Annotated in this window: 6 protein-coding genes, 24 tRNA genes and 5 rRNA genes; 34 read left to right on the top strand and 1 reads right to left on the bottom strand. The window is 41.9% G+C overall.

The genetic code is table 11. The annotated features are described in order from the left end of the window. Positions 1 to 124: 124 nt before the first annotated feature. The 14 genes from BR65_RS04065 (at position 125) to BR65_RS04000 (ending at position 4,503) form a co-directional block, all read left to right on the top strand. Positions 125 to 3,045 (top strand): 23S ribosomal RNA (locus BR65_RS04065). A 91-nt stretch (positions 3,046 to 3,136) separates the two neighbouring features. Further along, a 5S ribosomal RNA gene (gene rrf / locus BR65_RS04060) occupies positions 3,137 to 3,252 on the top strand. Positions 3,253 to 3,268: 16 nt separating this feature from the next. Then, positions 3,269 to 3,342: transfer RNA gene (locus BR65_RS04055), tRNA-Asn, on the top strand. 59 nt (positions 3,343 to 3,401) lie between these two features. Continuing rightward, positions 3,402 to 3,490, top strand: a tRNA-Ser gene (locus BR65_RS04050). 12 nt (positions 3,491 to 3,502) lie between these two features. After that, positions 3,503 to 3,574, top strand: a tRNA-Glu gene (locus BR65_RS04045). Between the two features lie 51 nt (positions 3,575 to 3,625). After that, positions 3,626 to 3,698, top strand: a tRNA-Val gene (locus BR65_RS04040). 11 nt (positions 3,699 to 3,709) lie between these two features. Continuing rightward, a tRNA-Asp gene (locus BR65_RS04035) sits at positions 3,710 to 3,782 on the top strand. A gap of 38 nt (positions 3,783 to 3,820) precedes the next feature. Beyond that, positions 3,821 to 3,896, top strand: a tRNA-Phe gene (locus BR65_RS04030). A gap of 5 nt (positions 3,897 to 3,901) precedes the next feature. Continuing rightward, positions 3,902 to 3,985 (top strand) — tRNA-Tyr (locus BR65_RS04025). A 33-nt stretch (positions 3,986 to 4,018) separates the two neighbouring features. Next, positions 4,019 to 4,092, top strand: a tRNA-Trp gene (locus tag BR65_RS04020). A gap of 35 nt (positions 4,093 to 4,127) precedes the next feature. Beyond that, positions 4,128 to 4,200, top strand: a tRNA-His gene (locus BR65_RS04015). A gap of 10 nt (positions 4,201 to 4,210) precedes the next feature. Further along, positions 4,211 to 4,282: transfer RNA gene (locus tag BR65_RS04010), tRNA-Gln, on the top strand. A 33-nt stretch (positions 4,283 to 4,315) separates the two neighbouring features. Continuing rightward, positions 4,316 to 4,386, top strand: a tRNA-Cys gene (locus BR65_RS04005). A 33-nt stretch (positions 4,387 to 4,419) separates the two neighbouring features. Then, positions 4,420 to 4,503: transfer RNA gene (locus tag BR65_RS04000), tRNA-Leu, on the top strand. 204 nt (positions 4,504 to 4,707) lie between these two features. Here BR65_RS04000 and BR65_RS03995 read toward each other — a convergent pair. Continuing rightward, on the bottom strand, positions 4,708 to 5,895 hold the full coding sequence (locus BR65_RS03995; protein ID WP_034536831.1) for an ROK family transcriptional regulator: 1,188 nt from the start codon (positions 5,893 to 5,895) through the stop codon (positions 4,708 to 4,710). A gap of 364 nt (positions 5,896 to 6,259) precedes the next feature. Here BR65_RS03995 and BR65_RS03990 point away from each other — a divergent pair, with 364 nt between their 5' ends. The 20 genes from BR65_RS03990 (at position 6,260) to BR65_RS03895 (ending at position 19,196) form a co-directional block, all read left to right on the top strand. Next, positions 6,260 to 7,159: a DUF7916 family protein gene (locus BR65_RS03990; protein ID WP_034536829.1), complete on the top strand. Its 900-nt coding sequence runs from the start codon at positions 6,260 to 6,262 to the stop codon at positions 7,157 to 7,159. Between the two features lie 62 nt (positions 7,160 to 7,221). Next, positions 7,222 to 8,514: a PTS sugar transporter subunit IIC gene (locus BR65_RS03985; RefSeq protein ID WP_081901349.1), complete on the top strand. Its 1,293-nt coding sequence runs from the start codon at positions 7,222 to 7,224 to the stop codon at positions 8,512 to 8,514. Positions 8,515 to 8,727: 213 nt separating this feature from the next. Beyond that, a complete protein-coding gene (locus tag BR65_RS03980) occupies positions 8,728 to 10,077 on the top strand; it encodes a PTS sugar transporter subunit IIC (protein ID WP_034536826.1) in 1,350 nt (449 codons plus the stop codon). A gap of 237 nt (positions 10,078 to 10,314) precedes the next feature. Beyond that, a complete protein-coding gene (locus BR65_RS03975; RefSeq protein WP_034536825.1) occupies positions 10,315 to 11,034 on the top strand; it encodes a GntR family transcriptional regulator in 720 nt (239 codons plus the stop codon). A gap of 419 nt (positions 11,035 to 11,453) precedes the next feature. Further along, a 16S ribosomal RNA gene (locus BR65_RS03970) occupies positions 11,454 to 13,015 on the top strand. Between the two features lie 216 nt (positions 13,016 to 13,231). Beyond that, positions 13,232 to 16,152: ribosomal RNA gene (locus BR65_RS03965) — 23S ribosomal RNA — on the top strand. A 91-nt stretch (positions 16,153 to 16,243) separates the two neighbouring features. Further along, positions 16,244 to 16,359, top strand: a 5S ribosomal RNA gene (gene rrf, locus BR65_RS03960). Together the 16S, 23S and 5S rRNA genes with 12 tRNA genes alongside form the textbook arrangement of a ribosomal RNA operon. A gap of 16 nt (positions 16,360 to 16,375) precedes the next feature. Beyond that, positions 16,376 to 16,449: transfer RNA gene (locus BR65_RS03955), tRNA-Asn, on the top strand. 60 nt (positions 16,450 to 16,509) lie between these two features. Then, positions 16,510 to 16,598: transfer RNA gene (locus BR65_RS03950), tRNA-Ser, on the top strand. Positions 16,599 to 16,610: 12 nt separating this feature from the next. After that, positions 16,611 to 16,682 (top strand) — tRNA-Glu (locus BR65_RS03945). A 51-nt stretch (positions 16,683 to 16,733) separates the two neighbouring features. Then, a tRNA-Val gene (locus BR65_RS03940) sits at positions 16,734 to 16,806 on the top strand. Positions 16,807 to 16,817: 11 nt separating this feature from the next. Beyond that, a tRNA-Asp gene (locus tag BR65_RS03935) sits at positions 16,818 to 16,890 on the top strand. Between the two features lie 39 nt (positions 16,891 to 16,929). Next, positions 16,930 to 17,005 (top strand) — tRNA-Phe (locus BR65_RS03930). Positions 17,006 to 17,010: 5 nt separating this feature from the next. Further along, positions 17,011 to 17,094, top strand: a tRNA-Tyr gene (locus BR65_RS03925). A 33-nt stretch (positions 17,095 to 17,127) separates the two neighbouring features. After that, a tRNA-Trp gene (locus BR65_RS03920) sits at positions 17,128 to 17,201 on the top strand. A gap of 35 nt (positions 17,202 to 17,236) precedes the next feature. Next, positions 17,237 to 17,309, top strand: a tRNA-His gene (locus BR65_RS03915). A gap of 10 nt (positions 17,310 to 17,319) precedes the next feature. Further along, positions 17,320 to 17,391: transfer RNA gene (locus tag BR65_RS03910), tRNA-Gln, on the top strand. A gap of 33 nt (positions 17,392 to 17,424) precedes the next feature. Further along, positions 17,425 to 17,495, top strand: a tRNA-Cys gene (locus tag BR65_RS03905). Positions 17,496 to 17,528: 33 nt separating this feature from the next. Next, positions 17,529 to 17,612, top strand: a tRNA-Leu gene (locus tag BR65_RS03900). Between the two features lie 324 nt (positions 17,613 to 17,936). Continuing rightward, entirely contained in the window at positions 17,937 to 19,196 is a 1,260-nt protein-coding gene (locus tag BR65_RS03895; protein ID WP_034536824.1) for an aspartate aminotransferase type Ic, read from the top strand. Positions 19,197 to 19,280 lie beyond the last annotated feature (84 nt).

Genomic DNA, 19,280 nt, shown 5'->3' with positions numbered 1-19,280 from the left:
AAACTGGATAAAGTTAAAAATTGTAATTCAAGTAAGAAACCAGAAACACACCGAAAAGTTTTAAAAATGAGTTTTTTAAGGTTCTCATCGTAAGATGAGTATTGAACATTAACGATTAACCATAGGTTAAGTTAATAAGGGCGCACGGTGAATGCCTTGGCACTAGGAGCCGATGAAGGACGGGACTAACGCCGATATGCTTTGGGGAGCTGTAAGTAAGCTTTGATCCAAAGATTTCCGAATGGGGGAACCCAGCATCTTTGATAGGATGTTACTGCTAACTGAATACATAGGTTAGTAGAGGTAGACGCAGAGAACTGAAACATCTAAGTACCTGCAGGAAGAGAAAGAAAAATCGATTCCCTGAGTAGCGGCGAGCGAAACGGGAATAGCCCAAACCAGAAAGCTTGCTTTCTGGGGTTGTAGGACTGAACACATAGAGTCATAAATGGATTTGGTAGGAGAAGCGACCTGGAAAGGTCTGCCGAAGAAGGTAAAAGCCCTGTATCCGAAACCACATCCACTCTGATCAGTATCCTGAGTACGGCGGAACACGAGAAATTCCGTCGGAATCCGGGAGGACCATCTCCCAAGGCTAAATACTCCCTAGTGACCGATAGTGAACCAGTACCGTGAGGGAAAGGTGAAAAGAACCTCGGAAGAGGAGTGAAATAGCCCCTGAAACCGTGTGCCTACAAATAGTTAAAGCCCGTTAATGGGTGATAGCGTGCCTTTTGTAGAATGAACCGGCGAGTTACGATCCCATGCGAGGTTAAGTTGATGAGACGGAGCCGTAGCGAAAGCGAGTCTGAATAGGGCGAATGAGTATGTGGTCGTAGACCCGAAACCAAGTGATCTACCCATGTCCAGGTTGAAGGTGCGGTAATACGCACTGGAGGACCGAACCCACGTATGTTGAAAAATGCGGGGATGAGGTGTGGGTAGCGGAGAAATTCCAATCGAACTTGGAGATAGCTGGTTCTCTCCGAAATAGCTTTAGGGCTAGCCTCGGAATTAGAATCATGGAGGTAGAGCAACTGTTTGGACTAGGGGCCCTTCTCGGGTTACCGAATTCAGATAAACTCCGAATGCCATTGATTTATATCCGGGAGTCAGACTGCGAGTGATAAGATCCGTAGTCGAAAGGGAAACAGCCCAGACCACCAGCTAAGGTCCCAAAGTTTATGTTAAGTGGAAAAGGATGTGGAGTTGCTTAGACAACTAGGATGTTGGCTCAGAAGCAGCCATCATTTAAAGAGTGCGTAATAGCTCACTAGTCGAGTGACCCTGCGCCGAAAATTTACCGGGGCTAAACATAACACCGAAGCTGTGGATAGAACCATTGGTTCTATGGTAGGAGAGCGTTCTAAGGGCGTTGAAGCTAGATCGTGAGGACTAGTGGAGCGCTTAGAAGTGAGAATGCCGGTATGAGTAGCGAAAGACGGGTGAGAATCCCGTCCACCGAATGACTAAGGTTTCCTGGGGAAGGCTCGTCCTCCCAGGGTTAGTCGGGACCTAAGTCGAGGCCGAATGGCGTAGACGATGGACAACAGGTTGAGATTCCTGTACCAGTTTGTTTTGTTTGAACAATGGAGGGACACAGTAGGCTAAGGAATACGCGCTGTTGGATATGCGCGTCCAAGCAACAAGTTTTGAAGTGAGTCAAATGCTTGCTTCTTTAAGAACAAGTTGTGATGGGGAGGGAAATTAAGTACCGAAGTTCCCGATGTCACACTGTCAAGAAAAGCTTCTAGTTAGAAACAAACTGCCCGTACCGCAAACCGACACAGGTAGTCGAGGAGAGAATCCTAAGGTGTGCGAGAGAACTCTCGTTAAGGAACTCGGCAAAATGACCCCGTAACTTCGGGAGAAGGGGTGCTGACCAATTGGTCAGCCGCAGTGAATAGGCCCAGGCGACTGTTTATCAAAAACACAGGTCTCTGCAAAATCGTAAGATGACGTATAGGGGCTGACGCCTGCCCGGTGCTGGAAGGTTAAGAGGATGGGTTAGCTCTCGGGCGAAGCTCAGAATTGAAGCCCCAGTAAACGGCGGCCGTAACTATAACGGTCCTAAGGTAGCGAAATTCCTTGTCGGGTAAGTTCCGACCCGCACGAAAGGCGTAACGATCTGGGCACTGTCTCAACGAGAGACTCGGTGAAATTATAGTACCTGTGAAGATGCAGGTTACCCGCGACAGGACGGAAAGACCCCATGGAGCTTTACTGCAGTTTGATATTGAGTGTTTGTACAGCTTGTACAGGATAGGTAGGAGCCATTGAAGCCAGGACGCCAGTCTTGGTGGAGGCGTTGGTGGGATACTACCCTTGCTGTATGACCACTCTAACCCACAGCCCTTATCGGGCTGGGAGACAGTGTCTGACGGGCAGTTTGACTGGGGCGGTCGCCTCCTAAAGTGTAACGGAGGCGCCCAAAGGTTCCCTCAGAATGGTTGGAAATCATTCGTAGAGTGTAAAGGCATAAGGGAGCTTGACTGCGAGACCTACAAGTCGAGCAGGGACGAAAGTCGGGCTTAGTGATCCGGTGGTTCCGCATGGAAGGGCCATCGCTCAACGGATAAAAGCTACCCTGGGGATAACAGGCTTATCTCCCCCAAGAGTCCACATCGACGGGGAGGTTTGGCACCTCGATGTCGGCTCATCGCATCCTGGGGCTGTAGTCGGTCCCAAGGGTTGGGCTGTTCGCCCATTAAAGCGGTACGCGAGCTGGGTTCAGAACGTCGTGAGACAGTTCGGTCCCTATCCGTCGCGGGCGTAGGAAATTTGAGAGGAGCTGTCCTTAGTACGAGAGGACCGGGATGGACACACCTCTGGTGTACCAGTTGTTCTGCCAAGGGCATTGCTGGGTAGCTATGTGTGGACGGGATAAACGCTGAAAGCATCTAAGCGTGAAGCCCCCCTCAAGATGAGATTTCCCATCACGTAAGTGAGTAAGACCCCTGAGAGATGATCAGGTTGATAGGTTGGAAGTGGAAGTCTAGCGATAGATGGAGCGGACCAATACTAATCGGTCGAGGACTTAACCAAAGAATAAACGGTGTACGACGGTTTCTAAATGAAGAACAAGTTTTTAACTTATCCAGTTTTGAGAGAACAACGTTCTCTAGATTGAAATTTGTGTGGTGGCGATGGCAAGAAGGTCACACCTGTTCCCATGCCGAACACAGCAGTTAAGCTTCTTAGCGCCGATGGTAGTGAAGGGTTTCCCTTTGTGAGAGTAGGACGCTGCCACGCAGATTCAATTAATTATTCCGCAATAGCTCAGTTGGTAGTAGCGCATGACTGTTAATCATGATGTCGTAGGTTCGAGTCCTACTTGCGGAGTACCATAGTCCATCTATGTAAATAAAAAACAAACGAGAATATCGTGGTGAACCGAATCTGGAGAGTTGTCCGAGCGGCCGAAGGAGCATGATTGGAAATCATGTAGGCGGTGAACACTGTCTCAAGGGTTCGAATCCCTTACTCTCCGTTTGAACATGAAGGCCCGTTGGTCAAGCGGTTAAGACACCGCCCTTTCACGGCGGTATCACGGGTTCGATTCCCGTACGGGTCATCAGTAACGACGTTACTGATTCATTAACTAGAAGTGACTAAGTAATCCTCAGGAGGTTTAGCTCAGCTGGGAGAGCATCTGCCTTACAAGCAGAGGGTCGGCGGTTCGATCCCGTCAACCTCCATTGTTTCAAAAGGTCTCGTGGTGTAGGGGTTAACATGTCTGCCTGTCACGCAGAAGATCGCGGGTTCGATTCCCGTCGAGACCGTTGGTTTGATAAATAAAATAAAAAACCATTCTTATAATGGCCTGGTAGCTCAGTTGGTAGAGCACTTGATTGAAGCTCAAGGTGTCGGCAGTTCGATTCTGTCCCAGGCCACCATTAATGGAGGGGTAGCGAAGTGGCTAAACGCGGCGGACTGTAAATCCGCTCCTTCGGGTTCGGCAGTTCGAATCTGCCCCCCTCCACCATTTTTTTAAAAAGAACGACCTTATTATTTAGATAGGGGTATAGTTTAAAGGTAGAACTATGGTCTCCAAAACCATCAGTGTGGGTTCAATTCCTACTACCCCTGCCATTTTTTAAAAAGTGGATAAAACAAGTAATACCATGGCGATTGTGGTGAAGTGGTTAACACACCGGATTGTGGTTCCGGCATGCGTGGGTTCGAACCCCATCAGTCGCCTTTTTTTTATTGGGCTATAGCCAAGCGGTAAGGCAAGGGACTTTGACTCCCTCATGCGTTGGTTCGAATCCAGCTAGCCCAGTTTAATTGAATCTATACATTCAACTAAAAAGATGGCGGTATAGCCAAGTGGTAAGGCAGAGGTCTGCAAAACCTTCATCACCGGTTCAAATCCGGTTACCGCCTTATGCCTAAAGATGAAAAATAAGCAGTCCATATGCCGGCGTGGCGGAACTGGTAGACGCGCTGGACTCAAAATCCTGTGCCCGCGAGGGCGTGCCGGTTCGATTCCGGCCGCCGGTATACTAAAGAGCTTCAAGAACATTTCGTTCTTGAAGCTCTTTTTTTTGTTTAATCAGCTCAATAAATCTTCATTTAAGTAGAGAAAGTTACTATAAGCTTTCATCAGTTCGCCTATCGTGTGATCAGTACTACATTTCATAGGGTGACTTGTTCATAAAATTTAGTAAATTAATAAAAACTCTAAATTGATTAATTAACAAAAAATCAATTAAGCAATTGTTTGGCTACGCAAAGACCAGCAGCTGATAAGGCACCGTTGATAGTTGAATAGTTTTTTATTTTTACTGGAATTTTTTTTTCGGTTGCCAATAAAGTCACGTTTTTTTCCAAATAATCTTTTATTAACTCTGAGAGTTGTACTTCTTTAAATAGTTCACCATGAATGATCATTTTGTTGGTATCAATCATCATAGATAAATTATTGATTGTAATTGAGAGATATTTAATAGCATTATGCAAGATATTTATTACACCTTCATCACCTAACTTATAAGCTTGTAAAATAGTATCAATAGTTAAGTGAGATCGATTAGATACGAGCTGCCTTAAATAAGTGCTATCAGAGTTATCAAAAAGAATTTGGGATTTTTTAATGATCCATGATTCACTAGCATAAGTTTGTAGACAGCCTCTTTTGCCACATTCGCAAAGTTCACCATCAGGATGAACAACAATATGTCCGACTTCACCCACTAATCGGTTATTGCTACCGTATAGCTTACTTTGGTAAATAGAGGAACAAAACATACCACGTCCTACGTGTAAAAAAGTTAAATTGTCATCCTTATTACTAAGACTAAACAATCGTTCGAATAAAGCCATACATTGGACATTATTTTTAAAATAAAGTGGTAGGTCAGTAGTAGATAATAACTGAGTTAAATTGAACTTTTTCCAGAATAAGTTATTAGTTAAAATAGTCTGTGTTTCTTCATTAAAATGTCCAGGTACTGCGATACCTATAGCTTGAGGGGAATACTTAGAGCTTTGGTCTATAAATAAATGCAATTCTGTAATGAAAAGTGATTCAGTAAGATTAGTTTCTGGTAGTAATGGGTTATGCTGTATAATCTTTTCTTTAAGTAAATTCCCTTTATTATCTATAAGGCAATAACAAAAGAATTTTTCAGATAACTCTACACCAACGTAAAAACTATGATTGGGAGAAATATCCACCAGAATTTTTTTTCTACCTGACTTATTTAGTTCAGTACTTAATTCCCCGGACTCATGGATAAGTTGATCACTGATTAGCTTCCGGGCAATTTCAGTTACCGTTGCGGGAGTAATCCCTGTCTCTTTTGAAATGTCAATTCTTGATATCGGCCCTTTTGTATAAATAGTATCCAAAATTTTAAATTGCAGCTCTAGTTGTCTTTTTGAAATTCCCATAAAATCCTCCTTTGCTTTACAAAGAGTATTATACTACGTTAATTATTATTTATAAATAATAAAACAACAAATTATGTTTGACAAGGCTATTATAATCGATTACTATGAGTTTATTGATAATAATTTATTATCAATTTAATTAACAAACACTGTTTTTGCACTTGGTTATTTATAATATATAATCAATTGATTATAGAAAAGAGAAGGTGAGGTTTATTAAGTAATATAAAATAAATAAATCTAAAAATAAAGTGGATAGAGCATTTACAAATTAGGGATGATCTATTTTCAACAATATGATAGCGGTAACAATATTTGAAGACAAATATATAAAAAATGACTATAAAGGTTAGGGAGTTGTATTATGACAAAAAGATTTATTAGTGCAAATAGCTCGGAAATATTAGAAATGACAGCTAGTGAACTCAAACAAAGTATTCGAGCAAGTGAAGGAAGAATTGTTATGTCTGAAAATGTAGTAACAAGAGAACCGTTTATAGAAGACATTACAAATGCTGAAATTGCTAGAGCTTTTGGAGCGGACTTAATTTTATTAAATGGAATAGATGTATTGAATCCTAAAGTTTCAGGGTTAGACGAAAGTGAAGAATCTTTTGTGGATCAACTACATAAATTAGTTGGACGTCCAATTGGAGTGAATCTAGAACCAGTTGATCAAGATGCATCTATGGCAGAAGATCGTTTGACTATTGCACAAGGAAGACAAGCAAATTTAGAGACAATTACTAAAATAGAAGCTTTAGGTCTAGATTTTGTTTGTTTGACAGGAAACCCTGGAACAGGTGTTACGAATGCACAAATTGAAAAAACGATTCGTATTACTAGAGAGAGATTTTCAGGATTGATTATCGCCGGTAAAATGCACGGAGCAGGAGTATCAGAGAGTATTGTTGATTCAGATACGGTTAAATCATTTATTGAGGCTGGAGCAGATATCATTTTGGTTCCTGCAGTTGGAACTGTTCCTGGTTTTGATGAAAAAGACTTAAAGGAAATTGTTCAGTTAGTGCATAATGAAGGAGCACTTGTATTATCTGCTATAGGGACGAGTCAAGAAAGTTCAGATGAAGATACAATCAAACAAATTGCTATAGCAAATAAAATTTGCGGTGTAGACATTCAACATATCGGTGACGCCGGTTATGCTGGGCTTGCGCCAGTTGAAAATATTTTTGCTTTGAGTAAAGCGATACGTGGTATGCGTCACACTGCTTCAATGATGGCAAGATCTATTCAAAGATAGACTCTATAAGTTGCTTTTGAGTAAGTAAATATAAATATGAGTTGAAAGAGGAGGAAAATTGTTTGAATAACATTAATGGGTTTTTAGAAGAAAAATTACTACCTATTGCTTCAAAAGTAGGAAATAACAAATTACTTGTTGCTATCCGTGATGGAATAACATTGTCAATGCCATTGATTATTATTGGTTCTTTATTTATGGTTGTAGCTAGCTTTCCGGTTCCGGGTTGGGAACAATGGCTTGGTGATATTGGTATTGCAGACTTTCTTTGGAAAGGTACAGATAGCAGTTTCGGTTTGATCGGGTTAATAGCTAGTTTTGGAATTGCCTACAGTTTGACTAATCAATTTGGAGTGGATGGAGTTCCATCTGGTATTATATCATTATCTTCTTTTATCGTAGTTACTCCATTCGTTTCTTCTGAAGCTGGTGCAGGTATGCCCACAACTTATATGGCAGCAAAAGGGTTATTTATTGCTATTATTATTGGGTTATTGAGCGGGTATATCTATCAATGGTTTATCAACCATAATATTCAGATTAAGTTGCCAGAAACTGTACCACCTGCAGTCGCAAAAAGTTTTAGTGCCATTATACCAGGAGCTTTTATTATTACTTTCTGGTTGATCATTTATGCAGTATTAACTATGTTAAACTTGCCAAATCTTCATGATATTGCCCAAGTTGTCTTAGGGGTGCCATTAGGATTGTTAGGCAATAATGTTTTTGGTACAGTTATTGTAGTTGCTCTAAACAGTTTATTCTGGTTTGTTGGTATTCACGGCGGAAATGTTGTTAACTCTGTGATGCAACCGTTATGGATAGCTAACTTAGATGAAAATCGTGCAGCATATCAAGCTGGTGCGGAATTGCAACATATTTTTACTATCTCTTTTATGGATAATTTTGTCTATATCGGTGGTGGCGGTGCAACGATCGGGTTAGTACTAATATTAGGGTATTTAGCCCGCAAGAAAAAAACAAGTCAACAAACAAAAGTATTGGCTCCAATTACTGTTGTACCAGGTATTTTTAATATTAATGAACCAACTATGTTTGGATTACCAGTAGTATTGAACGTAATGTTACTTGTACCGTTTATTCTTGCACCAATGGTTAATGTGGTCGTTGCATATCTTGCTATGGTGTCTGGGCTTGTTCCGCTGACTCGAACTGTTGCTTCGTGGACGATGCCTCCAATAATTAGTGGTTTCTTAACAACAGGTAGTATGAGTGGTTCAGTCTTGCAAATTTTACTCATAATTATAGATGTCTTGCTTTATCTACCGTTTTTCTTAGCTGTAGAGAAACAATTTAAAGCTGAAGAATTAGGAGAATTACCGGTTCAAAAATAATCACTATAAGAGATAGAAGAGTGTAATAAAAATGCTCAGTATATTTTCAGGCTCAATTTTTGTCTAAGACAGAAATTGAGCCTATTTTTTATAAAACTAAAGATTACCATGTTTTATAAAGTTGTAAAGACAAATTTATATTTTGTCTTTACATTTATAATGAAAAGGGTTACAATTCATTTGTATTAAACATACCTAAAGGAGGAGAAAAGAATGGAAGATAATAAGTGGATTGCAATGTTGGGGAATATGGCAAGTAAAATCAACAGTTACAAATACATTATTGCCATTAAGAATGCTTTTACTGCTTTAATACCGATCATTATTACAGGGGCTTTTGCTACACTGTTTTCTAATATGGTATTTGATTCAACAAATGGTCTGGCACAAATAGATGCTTTATCATTTTTGGAACAATTGAAACCTATTTCTCAGTCGATTAATTACGCGACAATGAATATGTTGACCATAAGTGCAGTATTTTTAATTGGTTTAGAAGTTGGGAACCTAAATAAGGAGAGCGGGTACTTTCCTGGATTGCTAGCTGTTATCAGTTACATATCTGTAAATCCTACCACTGTAGAATTATTAGTGGATGATAAAATGCGCGTAGTTGAAAATGTTTTATCACGAAATTATACTGATACCAAAGGATTATTCTTGGGTATGTTTATCGCTATTTTATCTGTTGAATTATTTACTTGGCTAGGCAAACAAGATAAATTAAATATTAAAATGCCTGATAGTGTACCATCTAATGTATCGAGAAGTTTTTCAGCATTGATTCCAACAGTCTTAACGTTTACGATCATTGCAACAGCTGGATTTGCAGTTTACCGTTTGTCTGGTATGTATCTATATGACATTATCTATACAATTGTTCAAGCACCTCTAGAAAATGTTATGCAAGGTTTACCTGGTGTGCTTATTCTAATGTTTGTTGCACAATTCTTCTGGGTGATCGGGATCCATGGAAATCAAATGATCAAACCAATCCGTGAACCATTATTGTTAGCTTCAATAGCAGTAAATACAGATGCATTTAATGCTGGAAAAGAAATACCAAATATCATTAATATGCCTTTCTGGGATATGTACATGAATATTGGTGGTTCGGGTGTAACGATTGGATTGCTATTTGCTATTTTTATCATTGGAAAACGAGACGATATGAAACAAATTGCTAAGTTATCAATGGGACCAAGTATATTCAATATTAACGAACCTGTTATATTCGGAATGCCGATTATGTTAAATCCTATTTTAGCTATTCCATTTATTATCACACCATTAATTACTGGGTTTATTGGTTATGTAGCAACTTATATTGGTTTTGCAGGAAAAGCAGTTGTTATGATACCTTGGACTACTCCGCCGATTATTAGTGCTTATCTAGCAACAGCAGGTAGTTTGGGAGCAGTTGCAACTCAATTGATCTGTATTGTGGTATCAACGCTCATTTATTTACCATTTGTAAAAATCTCTAACAGTCGTCAGTTGGTTGAAGACCCAACTCGAGAAAATGAAACTAAAGAAGTGGATGGCGTTATTGTGCATGATTAAGTTCTATAGGGAAATAATCTAAATATGCATTTGCTAGTTTCAAATTTTTTTTGATACCGATAAGCTGGTTAAAAAATGATCAGTTGAACGATTAAACTTGAAAAATCCCTATAAAAAAAACGGGGTTTTTCGAGTTTTTATTTGAATACAAAGGGTATTAGCAGGTATGTTATACTAAGATATAAAAAATTAATACGATAACTACAATATAGAATAAGAAGAAGCGAGTGAAGGGAAATGGCAAAATACAAACAAGTTGCAGAAGAGCTGCGCAAACAAATCAAACAAGGTGACTACCCTAAAAGCGGTCAATTAGCAAACCAAAATGAATTAGCAATAGCTTTTAATACAAGCCGGGTAACAATAAAGAAAGCTTTAGATTTGTTATCTATTGAAGGTTTGATATTTACAATTCAAGGATCTGGAACGTATGTTAAAAAAAATGTGATGCAACTTTCTAATACAGGAATTAAGATTGGACAAAATATTGGTTTAACACATCAAATAGATGAACAGACATCATTGGTCAATAAAGTGTTAGCTTTCAACGTACGTTTTCCAAATGATGAAGAATGCGAGCAATTGATGATCAAACAAGAAACACCTGTCTATGAAATTAAAAGGTTGAGAATTATCAATAATAAACCGTATTCGATAGAGTATTCGCTACTCCCAGTAAAATTAGTGCCAAATATTACTGCTGATATATTAGAACATTCAGTGTATGATTATATACGTCAAGACTTAGGTCTAGTATTTGGAGGCAATCAACAGTTTATAAAAGCTTCTCCTCCTAATGAAGAAGATAAAAAATATTTAAAATGTAAAGACACTGAACCGGTACTAGTTGTTACAAAAGTGATGTTTTTAGAAAACGGCAGACCGTTTGAATACTCTAAAGTAAAACATCGTTTTGATATGGTTGAAATGTGTTTTAACAATACGCAACAAGATTAAATGGTGTCTTGATTTTACTTGAGTATCTCAAACAAAGCGGTAAATTTAATGAATAAAAAAACAATTGTTTTATTTTCGTCCGTTTATTTGACTATTTACCATTAAAAAGAGTTGACAATTTTATTTAAACCATGTAAAGTAATAGGAGTTGTTAGACAGCTTGTTCGAAAAAAGAATGAATAAAAATTCTATTAAAACAATTTTTATAAATTTTTTATTAAAAAGATATTGACAATTTAAAAATAACTTGTTATTATATAGAAGTTGTCACGAACAGGTGCAACAAGCTTTAGACCTTTGAAAACTAAACAAAGTAAGACGAACCAAATGTGAGGGTGACTCAGCAGTGCTGAGTCAACAGTAACAAATATAGTGAATAATTATTCGCTAGCAATCAATAATGAGCTTCAAGCATCATTTTATATGAGAGTTTGATCCTGGCTCAGGACGAACGCTGGCGGCATGCCTAATACATGCAAGTCGAACGCTTTTGTTTCACCGGGTGCTTGCACCCACCGAGACAAAAGAGTGGCGGACGGGTGAGTAACACGTGGGTAACCTGCCCATAAGAGGGGGATAACATCCGGAAACGGATGCTAATACCGCATATTTCCAATTGTCTCCTGACAGATGGAAAAAAGGTGGCTTCGGCTACCGCTTATGGATGGACCCGCGGCGTATTAGCTAGTTGGTGAGGTAATGGCTCACCAAGGCGATGATACGTAGCCGACCTGAGAGGGTGATCGGCCACACTGGGACTGAGACACGGCCCAGACTCCTACGGGAGGCAGCAGTAGGGAATCTTCCGCAATGGACGAAAGTCTGACGGAGCAATGCCGCGTGAGTGAAGAAGGTTTTCGGATCGTAAAACTCTGTTGTTAGAGAAGAACAAGGATGAGAGTAACTGCTCATCCCCTGACGGTATCTAACCAGAAAGCCACGGCTAACTACGTGCCAGCAGCCGCGGTAATACGTAGGTGGCAAGCGTTGTCCGGATTTATTGGGCGTAAAGCGAGCGCAGGCGGTTCTTTAAGTCTGATGTGAAAGCCCCCGGCTCAACCGGGGAGGGTCATTGGAAACTGGAGAACTTGAGTGCAGAAGAGGAGAGTGGAATTCCACGTGTAGCGGTGAAATGCGTAGATATGTGGAGGAACACCAGTGGCGAAGGCGACTCTCTGGTCTGTAACTGACGCTGAGGCTCGAAAGCGTGGGGAGCAAACAGGATTAGATACCCTGGTAGTCCACGCCGTAAACGATGAGTGCTAAGTGTTGGAGGGTTTCCGCCCTTCAGTGCTGCAGCTAACGCATTAAGCACTCCGCCTGGGGAGTACGACCGCAAGGTTGAAACTCAAAGGAATTGACGGGGACCCGCACAAGCGGTGGAGCATGTGGTTTAATTCGAAGCAACGCGAAGAACCTTACCAGGTCTTGACATCCTTTGACAATCCTAGAGATAGGACTTTCCCTTCGGGGACAAAGTGACAGGTGGTGCATGGTTGTCGTCAGCTCGTGTCGTGAGATGTTGGGTTAAGTCCCGCAACGAGCGCAACCCCTATTATTAGTTGCCAGCATTCAGTTGGGCACTCTAGTGAGACTGCCGGTGATAAACCGGAGGAAGGTGGGGATGACGTCAAATCATCATGCCCCTTATGACCTGGGCTACACACGTGCTACAATGGATGGTACAACGAGTCGCAAGGTCGCGAGGCCAAGCTAATCTCTTAAAGCCATTCTCAGTTCGGATTGCAGGCTGCAACTCGCCTGCATGAAGCCGGAATCGCTAGTAATCGCGGATCAGCACGCCGCGGTGAATACGTTCCCGGGTCTTGTACACACCGCCCGTCACACCACGAGAGTTTGTAACACCCGAAGTCGGTGAGGTAACCCTTTTGGGAGCCAGCCGCCTAAGGTGGGACAGATAATTGGGGTGAAGTCGTAACAAGGTAGCCGTATCGGAAGGTGCGGCTGGATCACCTCCTTTCTAAGGAATATAACGGAAACCCACACATTCGTACTTACTTTGTTTAGTTTTGAGAGGTCTAATCTTCTCAATAAATAGATGTTGTTCTTTGAAAACTGGATAAAGTTAAAAATTGTAATTCAAGTAAGAAACCAGAAACACACCGAAAAGTTTTAAAAATGAGTTTTTTAAGGTTCTCATCGTAAGATGAGTATTGAACATTAACGATTAACCATAGGTTAAGTTAATAAGGGCGCACGGTGAATGCCTTGGCACTAGGAGCCGATGAAGGACGGGACTAACGCCGATATGCTTTGGGGAGCTGTAAGTAAGCTTTGATCCAAAGATTTCCGAATGGGGGAACCCAGCATCTTTGATAGGATGTTACTGCTAACTGAATACATAGGTTAGTAGAGGTAGACGCAGAGAACTGAAACATCTAAGTACCTGCAGGAAGAGAAAGAAAAATCGATTCCCTGAGTAGCGGCGAGCGAAACGGGAATAGCCCAAACCAGAAAGCTTGCTTTCTGGGGTTGTAGGACTGAACACATAGAGTCATAAATGGATTTGGTAGGAGAAGCGACCTGGAAAGGTCTGCCGAAGAAGGTAAAAGCCCTGTATCCGAAACCACATCCACTCTGATCAGTATCCTGAGTACGGCGGAACACGAGAAATTCCGTCGGAATCCGGGAGGACCATCTCCCAAGGCTAAATACTCCCTAGTGACCGATAGTGAACCAGTACCGTGAGGGAAAGGTGAAAAGAACCTCGGAAGAGGAGTGAAATAGCCCCTGAAACCGTGTGCCTACAAATAGTTAAAGCCCGTTAATGGGTGATAGCGTGCCTTTTGTAGAATGAACCGGCGAGTTACGATCCCATGCGAGGTTAAGTTGATGAGACGGAGCCGTAGCGAAAGCGAGTCTGAATAGGGCGAATGAGTATGTGGTCGTAGACCCGAAACCAAGTGATCTACCCATGTCCAGGTTGAAGGTGCGGTAATACGCACTGGAGGACCGAACCCACGTATGTTGAAAAATGCGGGGATGAGGTGTGGGTAGCGGAGAAATTCCAATCGAACTTGGAGATAGCTGGTTCTCTCCGAAATAGCTTTAGGGCTAGCCTCGGAATTAGAATCATGGAGGTAGAGCAACTGTTTGGACTAGGGGCCCTTCTCGGGTTACCGAATTCAGATAAACTCCGAATGCCATTGATTTATATCCGGGAGTCAGACTGCGAGTGATAAGATCCGTAGTCGAAAGGGAAACAGCCCAGACCACCAGCTAAGGTCCCAAAGTTTATGTTAAGTGGAAAAGGATGTGGAGTTGCTTAGACAACTAGGATGTTGGCTCAGAAGCAGCCATCATTTAAAGAGTGCGTAATAGCTCACTAGTCGAGTGACCCTGCGCCGAAAATTTACCGGGGCTAAACATAACACCGAAGCTGTGGATAGAACCATTGGTTCTATGGTAGGAGAGCGTTCTAAGGGCGTTGAAGCTAGATCGTGAGGACTAGTGGAGCGCTTAGAAGTGAGAATGCCGGTATGAGTAGCGAAAGACGGGTGAGAATCCCGTCCACCGAATGACTAAGGTTTCCTGGGGAAGGCTCGTCCTCCCAGGGTTAGTCGGGACCTAAGTCGAGGCCGAATGGCGTAGACGATGGACAACAGGTTGAGATTCCTGTACCAGTTTGTTTTGTTTGAACAATGGAGGGACACAGTAGGCTAAGGAATACGCGCTGTTGGATATGCGCGTCCAAGCAACAAGTTTTGAAGTGAGTCAAATGCTTGCTTCTTTAAGAACAAGTTGTGATGGGGAGGGAAATTAAGTACCGAAGTTCCCGATGTCACACTGTCAAGAAAAGCTTCTAGTTAGAAACAAACTGCCCGTACCGCAAACCGACACAGGTAGTCGAGGAGAGAATCCTAAGGTGTGCGAGAGAACTCTCGTTAAGGAACTCGGCAAAATGACCCCGTAACTTCGGGAGAAGGGGTGCTGACCAATTGGTCAGCCGCAGTGAATAGGCCCAGGCGACTGTTTATCAAAAACACAGGTCTCTGCAAAATCGTAAGATGACGTATAGGGGCTGACGCCTGCCCGGTGCTGGAAGGTTAAGAGGATGGGTTAGCTCTCGGGCGAAGCTCAGAATTGAAGCCCCAGTAAACGGCGGCCGTAACTATAACGGTCCTAAGGTAGCGAAATTCCTTGTCGGGTAAGTTCCGACCCGCACGAAAGGCGTAACGATCTGGGCACTGTCTCAACGAGAGACTCGGTGAAATTATAGTACCTGTGAAGATGCAGGTTACCCGCGACAGGACGGAAAGACCCCATGGAGCTTTACTGCAGTTTGATATTGAGTGTTTGTACAGCTTGTACAGGATAGGTAGGAGCCATTGAAGCCAGGACGCCAGTCTTGGTGGAGGCGTTGGTGGGATACTACCCTTGCTGTATGACCACTCTAACCCACAGCCCTTATCGGGCTGGGAGACAGTGTCTGACGGGCAGTTTGACTGGGGCGGTCGCCTCCTAAAGTGTAACGGAGGCGCCCAAAGGTTCCCTCAGAATGGTTGGAAATCATTCGCAGAGTGTAAAGGCATAAGGGAGCTTGACTGCGAGACCTACAAGTCGAGCAGGGACGAAAGTCGGGCTTAGTGATCCGGTGGTTCCGCATGGAAGGGCCATCGCTCAACGGATAAAAGCTACCCTGGGGATAACAGGCTTATCTCCCCCAAGAGTCCACATCGACGGGGAGGTTTGGCACCTCGATGTCGGCTCATCGCATCCTGGGGCTGTAGTCGGTCCCAAGGGTTGGGCTGTTCGCCCATTAAAGCGGTACGCGAGCTGGGTTCAGAACGTCGTGAGACAGTTCGGTCCCTATCCGTCGCGGGCGTAGGAAATTTGAGAGGAGCTGTCCTTAGTACGAGAGGACCGGGATGGACACACCTCTGGTGTACCAGTTGTTCTGCCAAGGGCATTGCTGGGTAGCTATGTGTGGACGGGATAAACGCTGAAAGCATCTAAGCGTGAAGCCCCCCTCAAGATGAGATTTCCCATCACGTAAGTGAGTAAGACCCCTGAGAGATGATCAGGTTGATAGGTTGGAAGTGGAAGTCTAGCGATAGATGGAGCGGACCAATACTAATCGGTCGAGGACTTAACCAAAGAATAAACGGTGTACGACGGTTTCTAAATGAAGAACAAGTTTTTAACTTATCCAGTTTTGAGAGAACAACGTTCTCTAGATTGAAATTTGTGTGGTGGCGATGGCAAGAAGGTCACACCTGTTCCCATGCCGAACACAGCAGTTAAGCTTCTTAGCGCCGATGGTAGTGAAGGGTTTCCCTTTGTGAGAGTAGGACGCTGCCACGCAGATTCAATTAATTATTCCGCAATAGCTCAGTTGGTAGTAGCGCATGACTGTTAATCATGATGTCGTAGGTTCGAGTCCTACTTGCGGAGTACCATAGTCCATCTATGTAAATAAAAAAACAAACGAGAATATCGTGGTGAACCGAATCTGGAGAGTTGTCCGAGCGGCCGAAGGAGCATGATTGGAAATCATGTAGGCGGTGAACACTGTCTCAAGGGTTCGAATCCCTTACTCTCCGTTTGAACATGAAGGCCCGTTGGTCAAGCGGTTAAGACACCGCCCTTTCACGGCGGTATCACGGGTTCGATTCCCGTACGGGTCATCAGTAACGACGTTACTGATTCATTAACTAGAAGTGACTAAGTAATCCTCAGGAGGTTTAGCTCAGCTGGGAGAGCATCTGCCTTACAAGCAGAGGGTCGGCGGTTCGATCCCGTCAACCTCCATTGTTTCAAAAGGTCTCGTGGTGTAGGGGTTAACATGTCTGCCTGTCACGCAGAAGATCGCGGGTTCGATTCCCGTCGAGACCGTTGGTTTGATAAATAAAATAAAAAAACCATTCTTATAATGGCCTGGTAGCTCAGTTGGTAGAGCACTTGATTGAAGCTCAAGGTGTCGGCAGTTCGATTCTGTCCCAGGCCACCATTAATGGAGGGGTAGCGAAGTGGCTAAACGCGGCGGACTGTAAATCCGCTCCTTCGGGTTCGGCAGTTCGAATCTGCCCCCCTCCACCATTTTTTTTAAAAGAACGACCTTATTATTTAGATAGGGGTATAGTTTAAAGGTAGAACTATGGTCTCCAAAACCATCAGTGTGGGTTCAATTCCTACTACCCCTGCCATTTTTTAAAAAGTGGATAAAACAAGTAATACCATGGCGATTGTGGTGAAGTGGTTAACACACCGGATTGTGGTTCCGGCATGCGTGGGTTCGAACCCCATCAGTCGCCTTTTTTTTATTGGGCTATAGCCAAGCGGTAAGGCAAGGGACTTTGACTCCCTCATGCGTTGGTTCGAATCCAGCTAGCCCAGTTTAATTGAATCTATACATTCAACTAAAAAGATGGCGGTATAGCCAAGTGGTAAGGCAGAGGTCTGCAAAACCTTCATCACCGGTTCAAATCCGGTTACCGCCTTATGCCTAAAGATGAAAAATAAGCAGTCCATATGCCGGCGTGGCGGAACTGGTAGACGCGCTGGACTCAAAATCCTGTGCCCGCGAGGGCGTGCCGGTTCGATTCCGGCCGCCGGTATACTAAAGAAATCAACGTATATAAAACGTTGGTTTCTTTTTTTGTCTAAAAATAAAGTATCCCTACAGGGATTTATTCATTATAGTAAGACGATCTGTTATGATAAAGGTGTAAAAAAGAGTTTTACGATTCATTCATTGTGAGCGTTCTTTATTAAGATTCAAGAGGTAACCATTTTTATTAGCTGCTATACTTTTAGTCAAATGGGACTTTGAGAAAAAATAATGGGCAAGCCAAGAGTTGAATCGTTAAGTTTGTTTTGCTTTCTTAATTATTCTTCGCTATACTTTTTACTAGAAGAGTATCTCGAGAGGAGTTAGTAGAATGACACAAACGATAGAAGAATCAATGAATCATCTTGAACACTTAAAAATAAAATACACTGACTGTTTAAAACATCCATTAAACTTAAATATAAAAAGAGGAATACCTAGTAAAGAACAATTACAGTTGTCTGAACCAATGCTAAATGTATTATCTTCTCCAACTGATTTTTTAAGCCAAGGTACGATAGATATTCGCAATTATGGAGAATTGACCGGAATATCTGAAGCAAAAGAGTTATTTTCAGAATTATTAGAAACTGAACGAGATGAGATCTTGATTGGTGGGAATTCCAGTTTAAACTTGATGTACTTAGTCATTACATCAAACTTATTTGCAAAAATAAAAAATCAAACCAATAAAAAACGGGTTAAATTTTTATGTCCAAGTCCAGGTTACGATCGTCATTTTGCCATGACTGAAAAATTAGGAATAGAAATGATTCCCATTGGATTAAACAATGACGGACCTGATATGGATGAAGTTAAAAAGCTTGTGGCGAACGATCCTACTATAAAAGGTATCTGGTGTGTTCCTACGTACAGCAATCCAACTGGGGTAACCTATTCAGATGAAGTAGTCGATCAATTGGCTAGTATGGAAACAAAAGCAGATGATTTTATGATTCTATGGGATAATGCTTATCTTGTTCATCATTTGACGAATGAAAAGAAAGCCGTTAAAAATATATTAACAGCTTGTAAAGCAGCAGGGAATCCAGAGCGTTCTTGGATGTTTTGTTCAACCTCAAAAGTTACTTTTCCTGGAGCAGGTGTAGCGGCTTTAGGAGCAAGTAAAAAGAATATTGATTTCATTGCAAAAGAACTTTCGTATCAAACGATAGGATTCGATAAAATCAATCAGATGCGTCACGTAAAATTTTTAAAAGATAAAAATCATATTTCTCAACATATGGATAAGCACGCTGCTATTTTAAAACCCAAATTTGATTTGATCAATCAAAAATTAATGCATTACTTTACCGGTAAAGATTGTGTCGAATGGACAGAACCAAAAGGTGGCTATTTTGTTCATTTAACTACACAACCAGGTTGCGCAACAGAGATTGTTGGAGCACTTGCTAAAATAGGAGTAGCCGTTACTGATGCGGGAGCCACCTATCCATACGGTAAAAATCCTTCTGACAACAGTATTCGTTTAGCTCCGACACCGGTATCGTTAGAAGACTTAGATGCAGCCATGGATGCGATTTGTTTATGTATTGAATACATTACGTTAAAAAAACAACAATCTTTATAAATAGAGAGAATTTTAGAAAATAAAAGGCTAACTTTGTTCATTTGAACATAAAAAGTGTAGAATAGGGATAGTAGAAAAAAAGTT

The sequence above is a fragment of the Carnobacterium inhibens subsp. inhibens DSM 13024 genome, from assembly GCF_000746825.1.
GTDB lineage: Bacteria > Bacillota > Bacilli > Lactobacillales > Carnobacteriaceae > Carnobacterium_B > Carnobacterium_B inhibens.
Note: the sequence above shows the minus strand (reverse complement) of the source record. Positions and strands in the feature narration are given on the sequence as shown.

Excerpts from the sequence above, each read along its gene's own strand:
- BR65_RS03975 (WP_034536825.1), top strand. The coding sequence starts at position 10,315 with ATGGCAAAATACAAACAAGTTGCAGAAGAGCTGCGCAAACAAATCAAA.
- BR65_RS03995 (WP_034536831.1), bottom strand. The coding sequence starts at position 5,895 with ATGGGAATTTCAAAAAGACAACTAGAGCTGCAATTTAAAATTTTGGAT.
- BR65_RS03980 (WP_034536826.1), top strand. The coding sequence starts at position 8,728 with ATGGAAGATAATAAGTGGATTGCAATGTTGGGGAATATGGCAAGTAAA.
- BR65_RS03990 (WP_034536829.1), top strand. The coding sequence starts at position 6,260 with ATGACAAAAAGATTTATTAGTGCAAATAGCTCGGAAATATTAGAAATG.
- BR65_RS03895 (WP_034536824.1), top strand. The coding sequence starts at position 17,937 with ATGACACAAACGATAGAAGAATCAATGAATCATCTTGAACACTTAAAA.